The sequence below is a fragment of the Sphingomonas sp. YR710 genome (assembly GCF_900101455.1).
In the GTDB taxonomy this organism is placed as follows: domain Bacteria; phylum Pseudomonadota; class Alphaproteobacteria; order Sphingomonadales; family Sphingomonadaceae; genus Rhizorhabdus.
Window position 1 is genome coordinate 42,366 of the sequence record NZ_FMZJ01000008.1, and the last position, 12,370, is coordinate 54,735.

A 12,370-nucleotide genomic window follows, 5' to 3' on the forward strand; every position below is an offset into this window, starting at 1 on the left:
GTTATGCGTTGAACAGGGCTGCAGCCTTGCGATCGTTTGCAGCGAGTGCGCGATCGACGAGGCGCGGGGCGAGTGCGTTGATCCGGACGAACAGGTTTTCGGGAAAGCCGATCACGACATCGCGGCTACCCCTGGCGATAGCCGCCACGATCCGGTCGGCCACCAACTCGGGCGCGTCCATCGACATCTTCGTGGCTTCGGCGAAGGCCAGGACTTTCGCGGAATTCAGCGGCGTGCGGACCGCGCGCGGCGCGATATGGGTGACCGCTACACCGCTTCCCGCATATTCGCGGCGCAGCGCATCGCTCAGGCCCTTGAGGCCGGCCTTCGCGCTCGAATAGCTCACGAAATGGGCGAAGGGAATCGCGCCGAACACCGATCCGATATTGACGATCCGCCCCTGTCCGCGTTCAGCCATCGCAGGCAGCACAGCGCGCGACAACATCGCGGGGGCGATCAGGTTGATGACATAGCCGGCCCAGAGATTCTCGGGCGCCTGCTCCTCGAACGGCCCGAAATACTGGATTCCCGCGAGATTGATCAGCGTATCGATCCCTCGACCGGCCAGATCCGCGGACAGAATTTGAAGGCCCTCGAACGTGCCGAGATCGCCCAGAATCGTCTCGTTCGCCGCAGGGCAGGGAATGCGATCGATGCCGATGACATAAGCGGAATGGCGCAGACGATCGGCGACGAGCGTTCCAATGCCGCCGGCAGCGCCGGTCAGTGCTATCGTCTTGCGTTCAGGCTGTTTCATTCAGGCTCTCCATAGGGATGGCCGCGAAAACGCCGCCGAACAGATCGAACATCGCCTCGGCCATGGCCACGATCGCCTCGCGATCAGCGACATCGTCAATCTGGTTCATGTGCGTTTCGAAGAAGCGCATATGATCCTGGTCGAGCGCCCCATGCGATGTCAGGTAGCGGAACGCGGTTTCGGGCAGGTTCAGGCTGGCGCGGACGGCGCCTGCGCCGCTGGAGGCCAGTGCGATACTGGTGCCTTCGAGCACGAATACCATGCCGAACAAGCCCGCCGCATTTCCCTCGCGAATAGTGCGATAGGCATGGTCGATCATCGCGGCGGTTGCTGGCGAAGGGCCGTCGGCTACGGCGCGGGCCGGATCACCCCCGGCAGCGGCGATATCGTCGAGAATCCACTGCTCATGGCCTGATTCCTCGGCAATATAGTCGTCGAGCGCGGATTTCAGCACGGGCCGGTGACCGAGCCGATCACGGGCTTCGCGCAACAAAGGTACGGTGTGGCGGACATGATGATAGGCCTGCGCCAGATAGGCCAGATAGGTCTGGCGATCGATCCGGCCGGCCAGGCCGGCGCGCAACTGCGGCACAGCCAGCAGCCTGGCCCTGACCGGGGCCGTTCGCGCCACGAGCTGATCGAAAAAGGGCAGATCGGCGGCGCGCCGGAGAATGGCGGTACGGCGCAGGCGGCCATTCGCGGTCAATGTGCCATCTTGCGGCGAGAATGGGCGGCTTGGCTGCCAGGTATCGATCCGCGCATAAGCGGGCAGGCGGCTATTGGCCTCCGCCACGGCCGCGGCAAGATCGGCGTCCCGCGCGCACGGCACCAGCAGCGCCGAGAGGCTGGCCGCGCCATCGCCATAGACCATCGCTTGGGCGATCACGGGCTGCGCGAGCAGCACTTCCTCCACCCATTCGGGCGAGACGTTGCGGCCATAGCCCGTGATCAGAAGGTTCGATTTGCGGCCTTCGACGATGAGCCGACCGGCCGCATCGAGCCTTCCGATGTCCCCGGTCGCGATCGGCCCGGCGCTGCGCGGCGCCCCGATCGTGCCCAGATGGCCGGTGCCGTTGACGATGATCTCGCCGTCATCGGCGATCGATATGGTGACGTGATCGAGCGGGGCGCCCGTGGTGCCCCGGCTGACCTCGCCAGGCTGTTCGATCGTCACCACCGATCCGCATTCGGTGAGCCCATAACCCTGGACGACAGGCAGATTGACCGCCTCGGCTGCCGCAAGCAGATCGATCGGAACGCGGGCACCGCCGACCGCCACCAGGCGAAGGCCCGGCAAGCGCCATTGCCCCGCAGCCAGCGTGGCTGCCAGGCCCGCGAGTAATTCCGGAACGAGGATGAGGCTGGTCGCGCCCGTGGACTGTACGGCTTCGATCAGCGTCGGCATGTCCGGCTGAAATGGATTGCCGAGTCCGATATTGGCGCCATCATATGCCGCGTACGTCCCGCCGGCCAGCAGGCTGGCGTAGAGGCCCGCGACATTTTCGAGCAGAACACCCAAAGGCAGCACCGGCATGTGGACACCAGCCATGCCCGCGCCGAACCGCGCCACGACCGCCGAGGCGGTTGCCAGCATCGCGTCGTCGGACAGGCAGATGCCCTTGGGGGCAGCCGTCGATCCCGACGTATAACTGATCTTGGCGGTGCCGGCCGGAACATCGGCAGGGATGTGGTGCAGGAGAGCTATGCCATCGGTCGATACCACTGCGATTGCTCCGGCATCGGCCAGCGCGGCTTCGGACTGGGCCATCGAAAAAAAAGGCGGCAGTGGGACACAGGGCAGGTGCAGGGCCAGCAAGGCGAGGTCGGTGAGAATCCAGTCCAGCCCATTGGGCAAAGCGATCCCGACCGGCCCGGACCGGTCCCCGATCGTCGCACGAATATGCACCGCCCGTGCCGCGATCCGCGCGGCAAGATCGCCATAGGACAAGGTTTCGCGGTCGTTACGGATCGCGATCCGGTCGGGAAAAGATAGGGAGCGATCGACGATCGCATCGAGCAATCGGCTCACGCCGCGAGCGCCCGCTTCGCGAAATAGCGTGCCAAGGCTTCGGCACCGGCGCCGATTGGGCCTGCGCAGACAACGGGATCAAGCGCATAATAATGGCCCCAGTCGGCAGGCTCCGCTCCGAGCCGTTCGATCCGCGCGGGGGTCAGCTCGACGATCGGAATGCCGATCCGCCCGAACATGCGGCGGAGCGGCAGCGTAAGCGTGGCGACCGCATAGTCGTAGCGGTCGCCTAAGTCCTCCGCCGATCCGGTCCACAACTTCAGCAAAGCTGCAGATGGAGCGGCGGCCAGACAGCCGAGCTCGACGATCCGGTCGCGGCCGATCGGCTTGCCGATATGGCGTCCGAGCACCTGCTCTATACTTTCGTCGAAATAACTTTCGAGGAAGAGACACCCTTCCTCGCCGCCGCGATAGCCGATTACTGCCAGTGGCAGATCGGCAGCATCGGCAACGACGCGCCACGTATCATAGTCGGCGGCCACGTGGGCCCGATGATGGTATGCGAATTGGTGCCGCACATAATCGCGGACGATTTCCTGACGCATTGCAACTCCCGCCAACAGGTTCGTGCGAGAGACGGCGCATTGGGGCGCCGACCTCAGTCCTATGGCGCGGAAATACGTACTTTCGCGGCCGCTTCGGTCTCGGGGCGAAGGTTGTCGGCACGCGGTGTGCCGTTGTCATCACCGATCTTGCCCTCAAGGCCAATATTGTCACCGCGATCGAAACAGCCATTGCGGCCTTCCCATCTTCGCCGATGGTCGGCGGCGCCCGGGGGCTTCGTGCAGGTGGCGAATGGTATCGCTGCCGCGCGCCGTGCGCGGAAGGAAAGTTATTGGATATCAACGATATAACAAAAAGCCCGCCCACCAAAGGGTCCGGCAAGTGTCGGCGCCGTTGCGCTGCTTGAACTGCCTGAGCACCTGGTGGACTTGGTGAGAATGTCATCACCGATTTGTGGGGTTAACCCGCCGTTCGGTAGCAGGGCTTGAATCGGCAGGTTTCGCACAGAAATCGGTCACTCCCCGCCGGAGGTAATTGTCGTTTCAGGCCGCAGACTGTTGACTCTTCGTGAGTTGCTGACAATTTTGAGCGTCACTCTTGATGGCCTCTCCGAGGCGATGTTCCGATTGGCTTCCTGATTAATCAGATTAAAAGGTGAGCGACCGTCACAGCCAGCAGCAACGCGGCAAGTGTCGGAACGACAATGATCAAGATTGGCCTCAACCCACCGCCTCTAAGGGCGGCCATCGGAGCGCGTATACCGGTGGCGGCGACGGCTCCCGCGAGCAGGGCGGTCGCGCTGGAATTCAGGTAGTGAGCCACGCCTGATGGCACCAGCCCGAATGAATTTACTCCGGCCATTGCAAAGAAGCCCAGAACGAATAGCGGGAAGCGTATCGCCCTCGGCCCATGAGCGTCGCGTGGGAACGCCAACGAAACAATTGTCAGCACGGGGGCCAGCAATGCCACCCGGGTGAGCTTCACGATCGCGGCTGTCTCGCCGGCCGGCGGCGAAAAGGAATAGCCGGCGCCGATCGCCTGGGCGACATCGTGAATCGCCGCGCCGAACAAAAATCCGGCCTGACGGTCATTGAGGTCAATCATATGCGCGATGATCGGATAGGTGAACATCGCGGTCGCGCTCAGAGCTGCGATACCGACCAGGACACTGGCCAATTGCGCCCTATCGATCCGCCGTTGGCCGAGGACGGCCGCGACCGCGAGCGCAGCAGATGCACCGCATATTGCCACCGACGCGCCCGCCAGGACTCCGAAAGCAGCGCCGGCGCCGGCCATACGTGCCACGACAACGCCCGAACATATGGTGACGGTAACAATGCACATGACCGCGATCAACGCCGTGGGGCCAAGGTCTGCTATCTGTTCCAGCGTGACCCGGGCGCCCAGCAGCACGATACCCAACCGCAAGGCGGGCCCCGACGCGACGCTCAAGCCGGCAGAGAGCCGCTGGTCGGTGCTCAGGAAATTTAGCGCTAGACCGATCAGGAGCGCCATCAGTGTCAGCGGCGCACCGTACCGATCGGTGAGGTAGCCCGCCGCAAGGGTGGCGGCGCAAATCACGGCGAGTCCGGCTGGGTAGTCGCGCCATTTTCTTGGAGCGCTTGGGATCAGATCGCCATAAAGGTCGGCAGCCATCGGCCGTTGCTGGATCGTCATACCGGTTCCCGGGCCCAGCCTGCATCCAATGATCTCATTCCGCAGCGACACGCGTATTTTCGACGGCGGCGGGTTTCGCCGACACGCGGTTTGTGATCATCCGATCATGAAGCATCGCGACCCGCCCACTACCCGTCCTTTCAAACAGGAAGGGCAGAAACGCATGCACCAGACAGGCCACGCCGCCGAGCAACAGGTGGCGCGCAAAGAACAATGCCTGCCCCATATGCTCGCCATAGCTTTCACCGACGCTGCGCGGATGGGCCAGAAAATACCGATCGAGCATGGGGTTTCCTTCTTCTTGCGAGGAGAGGATAGACAGGGTGATCGGAAATATGGTTCTTTTGTTGCTGCTGAACCGGCCTAACTTCGCAATTACGTGCTAGAGGAAGCGATTTATGGAGAATTTTAGTCTCGACCGAATCGATCGCCGGATTCTTGAAATTCTGCAAAGCGATGCGACCAGATCCGTGGTCGAGATCGGGGAAGCTGTCGGCTTGTCTGCAACCCCTTGCTGGAAGCGCATAAAGAGACTTGAGAAAGAGGGCTTTATCGAACGCCGCGTCGCGATTCTCAGCCGTGAACGGCTTGGCTTGGGCGTGACCGTGATCGTTGCCATTCGGACTGCGCGCCACAGCGAGGAATGGCTAGAAGTTTTCGCCGCCGGTGTTTCCCGCATTCCGGAGGTGGTCGAATTCTACCGGATGAGCGGCGAGATCGACTATCTCCTGAAAATCGTTGCGCGAGATATCGCCGATTACGATCGGATTTATCGGAAGCTCACCAAAGTCGCTGATTTGCACGATGTGAGTTCTTCTTTTGCCATGCAGGAGATCAAATCGACGACGGCCCTGCCACTCTTTGATTAGGCCAATGCGCGGCCCGATCGTTTCTTGCGCCGCCACCTGATTCGGATTACGCCAAGGCAAGAACTTTCGCCCCGGATGGAGGCTGAAAAGCGCATGAAATTCCACAATATGCCCCAAAAAGAAAAAATATACTGCGCCGATGGGGGTTAAGACAGCATAGTTTGGAACAAATTTTCGGATCAACACAGCTATGATCCTAAGGGCCGAAAGGCGGGTCTAACCGCCGGGTGCCACTATCAAAGTTGGGGATATCGCCAGTTGGGTGTGTTGCGTGACCAGCAACGGGAGCGCTTTGCGCCCCGGTTCGACGGATCGACGGGGAAGGTAGTCCGCAGTGCGTGTAGACTACCTAAAGGCGAACAAAATTGGGGAACAATCATGGTCTATGGCACAAGATATTCATCCAGGCTCCGACCTTTACTGAAAGGTAGCGCCGCTGTTTCGGCATTATGCTTGCACGCAGCGGCATTCTCACAAGTCGTATCTCCGACGCCTGCTGCACAGGGGCAGCCAGAAACGTCATCACCGGACGCAGCCCAATCGAGCGCGAGCAGCGACATCGTCGTTACCGGTTCGCGGATCAGCCGGCGCGATTATAGCTCGGCCTCGCCCATTTCGACCGTCTCGTTGGAAGCGATCAAATCGACGGGCGAAGTCACGCTGGAAAAATCGCTTATGACCTTGCCGCAATTCGGCATCGGTGAGAATAGTACGCAGACGGGCTTCGGTTCGACCGGCCAGGCGACGCTGAACCTGCGTGGACTTGGTGCCTTTCGTAACCTGGTGCTTCTGGACGGCCGCCGCATGCAGCCTTCCAATGTCCAGCAGGCGGTCGATATCAACACCATTCCGAAGTCCCTGATCGAGAGCGTCGAAGTTATCACCGGCGGCGCATCTGCGGTTTACGGATCGGATGCGATCGCGGGTGTCGTGAACTTCCGGACCAGGAAGAATTTCCAGGGCCTGATGCTGGACGGACAATCCAACATCACCGGGCACGGCGATGGCAAAGTAGTGGACGTTGCCGGTACGCTGGGCAGCAATTTTGCCGACGGCCGCGGTAATGCCGTGATTTCGATGTCCTATTCGAAGCGCAATCCCGTCGGATTCCAGTCACGCGCCTTCTATCGCGAGAACCGGGGCGGAACCGATCTTCGGATTCCAACCGGAGCCTATACGGTCGGTTCAAACGCCCCCTCGCAGGCGGCAATCAATGCGTTGTTCAGCAGCTACGGCGTCGCAGCGGGATCGGTCTCGCGGAATGCCGCTCTCAGTTTCAATGCCGATGGCACCTTGTTCAGCGCCAGCAACGGCGTCTTCAATTACAAGGGCTCGCAAGGCGGGTTATTGTTCAACACTGGCACTCAGGTGAATAATCTGAATGTGTATCTGACGCTGCAGGCACCCTTGGAGAGATATACTGCGTTCGGCCGAACGACTTACGAACTCACGCCGGATATCACAGCATTTGGCCAGTTCCAATATGCGAACTATTCAACCCAGGTCGTCGTGGAATCCGGCAATACGGCCTTGTCGATCCCGGTGACCAATCCGTTCATCCCGGCGGCGCTGAGTACCTTGCTCGCCAGCCGCGCCAATCCCACCGCAAATCTGACCTTGCAGAAACGGTTCCTGGAAGCCGGTCCGCGCCTGACCAACAGAGATTTCGAGGTCGTGCAGCTCGTCGGGGGGCTGCAGGGCAAGCTCACGGGCATCGACGGTTCGTGGGAAGTCTATGGCTCGCACGGATCGACCTCGATCGATGAAAACCAACCCGGGTCCGTGCTCATTTCGTCGCTGAAAGCGCTTCTCAACGCCGCCGATGGCGGCAAAAGCATCTGCGCGGGCGGTTACAACCCATTCGGCGTCACGACCTTGTCGTCCGCCTGCCAAAGCTATCTGGTGGCTTCGCCCTATCGCAAGACGACACTCAAGCAGGATGTGATCGAAGCGAACATTCAGGGCGGTCTGCTGACACTGCCCGGAGGACAGCTCCGGTTTGCTGCAGGCGCCGATTACCGGCGCAATAGCTATGCAACCAACGTCGACCGCATCCTTCAGCAGGCTGATGTCGTCGGTGTTCTGTTCACCAGCGACAGCTCGGGATCGACGAGTGTCAAGGAAATCTACGGCGAACTGCTTGTCCCGATCATGAAGGACATGCCCTTCGTCCACAGCCTCGATCTCGATCTGGGTTATCGCTACTCCGACTATAACCTCTCAGGCGGTGTCCACACCTACAAGGCGGACGTGACATGGGCACCGGTGCCCATGTTGCTGTTCCGCGGCGGCTACGCCCGTGCCGTTCGCGCGCCGAGCGTGGGTGAGCTGTTCGTTCCGAATAACGGCGCGATCCCGAACATCGGTGAGGCGTCCAACGGGCTCGGCGACCCCTGCACGCTCGGCAGCCCTGCCCGGTTCGGCAGCAATGCTTCGGCTGTACGATCGCTCTGCATTGCGCAAGGTGTGCCCGCGGCCGTGGTTGATACGTTCGTGAATACCCAGAACGAGACCAACGCAACCAATTCCGGCAACCTTGCGCTGAAGCCCGAAACCGCCGACACGTTTACGGCAGGCGTCGTGATCAGCCCGAAGTTGGAAGCGCCGTGGTTTTCACGGCTGAATTTCACCGTCGATTATTATAATATCAAAGTGACGAACGCGATCGGGGTTGTCGCGGCGGGGCAAAGCCTCGCATCCTGCTTCAACTACAATGGATCGAATCCGACATATTCAAGCACGAACTTCTTTTGCAAGAACGTCACGCGCGATGCCGATGGCCGACTGCTCAATGTCTTCCAGCCGACCCTGAATCTCGGTGCCTACAAGACCGCCGGCGTCGATTTTCAGCTGGATTGGTCGATCGCGCTTGACGCAATCGGCCTCTCGCCATCCTCCTATCTGGACCTCAATTCTTCTGTCAGCTGGCTCGACAAGTTCGACGTACAAACCGCGGCGGGCGGCGTATTTGCGCATTATGCCGGTACGGTCGGTTCGACCGCCAACGGCCAGCCCGGATCCTTGCCGAAGTGGAAGGCGGCAACCAGCCTGTCCTATCGCAATGAGGCCGCCACTCTCGGTCTTCGGTGGCGCTATCTGGGCGCGATGCAATCGGCGTCCAGGGCGACGAATCCGGCGTCGACGACACCGGGCCAATCCCCGTACAATCTCTTCGACCTATATGCCTCGATCAATGTCCTGAAGGATTACGCATTCCGTTTCGGGGTCAACAATCTGTTCGACAGGGATCCGCCCCGACTTGGCGGACAATTTGGCGTCACCGAAGCCAGTACCTACGATGTTCTCGGCCGCACCTTCTACGTTGGTGTCAACGTCAAATTCTGATCGCCACCAAACCGATTTCCACCTGAGTCATCCTCCAGTGAAGGGAATATATGATGAAATTATTGACTCGTGCACTCCTCGCCGTCGGTCTCGCGGCCGTGGCCGCACCGATGGCGAGCAGCCCCGCCTCAGCCCAGGCGATGGCTGGGCGCCAGCTGCCCGACAGGCCGGTCGTCGGCGTAGATTATTATAAGGCGCCGCCGGGCAAGCAGGATGAGTGGCTTGCGCTTTATCTGAAATGGCACAGGCCGATCATGGAGTATCAGATCCAACAGGGGGCAACGCTCAGCTCGACCGTCTATGCCAATTCGAGCCACTCGATCGAGCCGTCCTGGGATTTCATGATCATCAATATTTCCCCACCGCCGAGCCAAGCCAAGAAGCTGCCTCTGACGCGCGGCGAAGTCATCAAGAAGCTGTTTCCCGATCTCGATGCTTATGCCGCTGGTGAGGCGAGCCGCTGGGCAATGACCGTCGGCCACTGGGATCAGAGCGTGATCGAGGTCGATCTCAAGGCCGCGCATCCCGGCGTCTATTATCCGATAATTCCAGCCGGAAAATAGCTGTTGCAACCCCGTCGCCAGCCGCCCCGTGCGGCTGGCGACGGGCAAGCACTTTCATCGATCCCAAAGGTCTGACGCCGCAAGTGTCGGCGATCGAGGTTGCTATGTTTGCTGGTATCTCGGTCCTTTCAGGCGATCCTCTTTACGAGGTCGCCGCGCGCTATGTGGCCGACCTGCGGCCGCAGCGCATAGATCTCGGCGTCGGTGTCTACCGTGATGGTTCCGGTCGGGCGCCGGTCATGAAAGCGGTCAAGCGAGCCGAGCGATGTCTCGTCGACCGGCAGGAAACGAAAGCATATCGCCCGTTGCTAGGCGACCCGGCGTTCTTGCGAACGATGAATGACCTGGTGCTGGGCGCCGATTGCCCCGCGCTGGCCGAGCATCGAATCGTCGCGATCCAGACGGTCGGCGGTACAGGCGCTCTCCGACTGGCGGCCGCGCTTGCCGGTTCGGCAAGCACAGAACCCCGCATTCACCTCGGGGCCCCCACCTGGCCAAGTCATGCCGGCGTGTTTGCCGCCGAGAGTGTCGTGGCCGTCGAACACGCATATTGGGAGCGCGGCGCGAATGCACCTCTTGTCGATCAGATTCTGATTGCTGCACGGAATAGCAGTCCCAACGATCTTTTTCTGTTTCACGGGCCGTGCCACAATCCCACCGGCGTGGATCTCTCGATGGCGGAGCGCAGAGAGGCGCTTGCGATATTGCAGCGGACCGGTGCCGTGCCGATGCTCGACATCGCTTATTATGGCCTGGGTAGCGGCATCGACGACGATCTGGAGATCGCCCGCGATATGGTGGCACGCAGCCAGCGTGCGATGATCGCCTTGTCCTGTTCGAAGGCGTTCGGATTATATCGCGAGCGCGTCGGCGCCCTGTTCGTGCTGTGTGCCGATGCTGGCGAAGCCGTCCGGGTGCGCGACAAGCTTGGCCGACTGAGCCGATTGATGGTGTCAACACCGCCGGCGCACGGAGCCGAAGCCGTGGCAATGATCCTCGACAATCCCGACCTGACACAAGCCTGGCGCGATGAACTGGCGGGAATGCGTGACCGTATCATTCGACTGAGGGCCCGTCTTGCCGCCAGCGGACTTTCCGTGCTCGCCTCGCTAGGCGACGAGCGTGGTATCTTTGCGATGCTGCCGCTGAACCCGGCCCAGGTGCATCGCCTCATGCTTGACCATGCCATTCACTTGCCCGCGTCGGGCCGGGCAAATCTCGTGGGTATGCGCGACGACGATATACCGCATTTTCTCGCCGCGTTGGAGGCAGTGGGGTGCCGCTGATCATGAACCTGTTGCTACAAAAGGAAGCCATGCCATGAAGATGATAATCGCTGGTGCCGCCCTTCTGATCTCGGCTGGCGCCGTTCAGGCGCACGACGTGACGCTCTTCCCGATCCCTGACAAGGAAAGCGTTAAGCTTGATATTTTCTACGGCGATCCCGGTGACTACCAGCCGATCGACAAGGTTCGCATGGTCGAACTGTCGAGCTACGACAGCAAGGGCGTCAAGATTGCGTTTGTGCGCGACGTGGAAAAGGTCGCGGGCGACCCCAAAAAGCTCGTCACGCCAGATCTGCGGCTCGGCGATTTCGCCGAAGGCACGTACGTTCTCGCTGGCCGTTATGACAACGGATTCTATGTTCATGATGGCGAGAACCGGGCGGTTGCGACGACATTGGAATGGCGAGCTGACGTCATCGATTCAGCGCATTATCTCAAGTTCAGCAAGTCTCTCTTCTTCATCGACAAGCCGAGCGCAGGCTATGATCGCGTGCTTGGACACCGGATTGAATTCGTTCCCAAGGGCGACCCTTTCGCCCTGAAGGATGGTGCGATGCTGCCGGTGCTGTTGCTGATCGATGGCAAGCCCATGCCGAATTACAAGGTAGAAGTCGGCGACGATACCGCGGCATCCAAAATTCCGGGCGTCCATACCGATGGGGCAGGCATGTTCAACGTTCCGTTGAACCATAAGGGTTATTATCGTCTCGCTGTCGATTTCCGGGCAAAGTCGAAATATCCCGAGCTCTTCGCCTATGACGACTACACAGCGTCACTCGTCTTCTCCCGCTGAGCTGCCATCAGAAATCCTGCACACCCCCGCGATTCGATGGATTCGTCCGGCACCATCGAACCGCGACTTCGGGGATATAACGCGCGATGGCAGGCGGACATTCCACTTGCGTTCACCGCGATCAACCCCGTTTGTATTTCGTCCTGCCCTGTTGATATTGGATTATTTTCAGTTGCCATTCGTGGCGCGAATGGAAAGCTGAGATCGTCTCGAGAAAACGCAAAGCCCATGCTGCGCCTCCCCCGCCTTCAGAAATTCGACAAGGTATCCGTTCCGGCCTCGATCATTGGCGCGCTTTTGAACCCTGTCTGGCGCCGCTGGCCGAAGGGGTGGGGATGTACTGGAGATTTGCCCGCATGACCGGGCTCGTTTCGAGCGGCGATGAGATCGCTTGGAAAACGGTGATGGTCGGGGAGACAGGATTCGAACCTGCGACCCTCTGGTCCCAAACCAGATGCGCTACCAGGCTGCGCCACTCCCCGACGCCGATGCCCTTAGCTTTTACGGCATGCGATAAGCAAGGGTTAGATTCGCGCGGCCGCCGCCC

The 12,370-nt window shown here is 60.6% G+C and carries 10 protein-coding genes and 1 tRNA gene; 5 read left to right on the forward strand and 6 right to left on the reverse strand.

Annotation, left to right across the window (positions count from 1 at the left end; all coding sequences use genetic code 11):
* Position 1 precedes the first annotated feature (1 nt).
* The 5 genes from BLS13_RS11000 to BLS13_RS11020 all read right to left on the reverse strand — a co-directional run bounded on the left by BLS13_RS11000 (position 2) and on the right by BLS13_RS11020 (position 5,253).
* Positions 2-757 carry an SDR family NAD(P)-dependent oxidoreductase gene (locus tag BLS13_RS11000; protein WP_093452097.1) on the reverse strand — a complete coding sequence of 252 codons (756 nt, stop codon included), beginning with the start codon at positions 755-757 and terminating at the stop codon, positions 2-4.
* Positions 744-2,786 (reverse strand): AMP-binding protein, encoded by a 2,043-nt coding sequence (locus BLS13_RS11005; protein ID WP_093452099.1) that lies wholly within the window; start codon positions 2,784-2,786, stop codon positions 744-746. The genes BLS13_RS11000 and BLS13_RS11005 overlap by 14 nt, the downstream gene beginning before the upstream one ends.
* Positions 2,783-3,331 (reverse strand): thermostable hemolysin, encoded by a 549-nt coding sequence (locus BLS13_RS11010; protein ID WP_093452100.1) that lies wholly within the window; start codon positions 3,329-3,331, stop codon positions 2,783-2,785. The genes BLS13_RS11005 and BLS13_RS11010 overlap by 4 nt, the downstream gene beginning before the upstream one ends.
* Before the next feature lie 601 nt (positions 3,332-3,932).
* On the reverse strand, positions 3,933-4,967 hold the full coding sequence (locus BLS13_RS11015; RefSeq protein WP_256325826.1) for a YeiH family protein: 1,035 nt from the start codon (positions 4,965-4,967) through the stop codon (positions 3,933-3,935).
* 34 nt (positions 4,968-5,001) lie between these two features.
* Positions 5,002-5,253 carry a DUF6356 family protein gene (locus tag BLS13_RS11020; RefSeq protein WP_093452102.1) on the reverse strand — a complete coding sequence of 84 codons (252 nt, stop codon included), beginning with the start codon at positions 5,251-5,253 and terminating at the stop codon, positions 5,002-5,004.
* A gap of 112 nt (positions 5,254-5,365) precedes the next feature.
* Here BLS13_RS11020 and BLS13_RS11025 point away from each other — a divergent pair, with 112 nt between their 5' ends.
* From BLS13_RS11025 to BLS13_RS11045, 5 genes are all read left to right on the forward strand, one after another.
* Complete coding sequence (locus BLS13_RS11025; RefSeq protein WP_093452103.1) at positions 5,366-5,836, forward strand: Lrp/AsnC family transcriptional regulator; 471 nt, start codon at positions 5,366-5,368, stop codon at positions 5,834-5,836.
* A 453-nt stretch (positions 5,837-6,289) separates the two neighbouring features.
* Positions 6,290-9,181 (forward strand): TonB-dependent receptor domain-containing protein, encoded by a 2,892-nt coding sequence (locus BLS13_RS11030; protein ID WP_176943543.1) that lies wholly within the window; start codon positions 6,290-6,292, stop codon positions 9,179-9,181.
* A 53-nt stretch (positions 9,182-9,234) separates the two neighbouring features.
* The gene (locus tag BLS13_RS11035; RefSeq protein WP_143011936.1) at positions 9,235-9,744 is read left to right on the forward strand and encodes a hypothetical protein; all 510 of its coding nucleotides are present in this window, start codon (positions 9,235-9,237) and stop codon (positions 9,742-9,744) included.
* A gap of 83 nt (positions 9,745-9,827) precedes the next feature.
* On the forward strand, positions 9,828-11,030 hold the full coding sequence (locus BLS13_RS11040; RefSeq protein WP_143011937.1) for an aromatic amino acid transaminase: 1,203 nt from the start codon (positions 9,828-9,830) through the stop codon (positions 11,028-11,030).
* Positions 11,031-11,064: 34 nt separating this feature from the next.
* Positions 11,065-11,823 carry a DUF4198 domain-containing protein gene (locus BLS13_RS11045; RefSeq protein ID WP_176943544.1) on the forward strand — a complete coding sequence of 253 codons (759 nt, stop codon included), beginning with the start codon at positions 11,065-11,067 and terminating at the stop codon, positions 11,821-11,823.
* Positions 11,824-12,228: 405 nt separating this feature from the next.
* On the opposite strand, the gene BLS13_RS11050 is transcribed toward BLS13_RS11045, so the two are convergent.
* Positions 12,229-12,305, reverse strand: a tRNA-Pro gene (locus BLS13_RS11050).
* Positions 12,306-12,370: the final 65 nt, after the last annotated feature.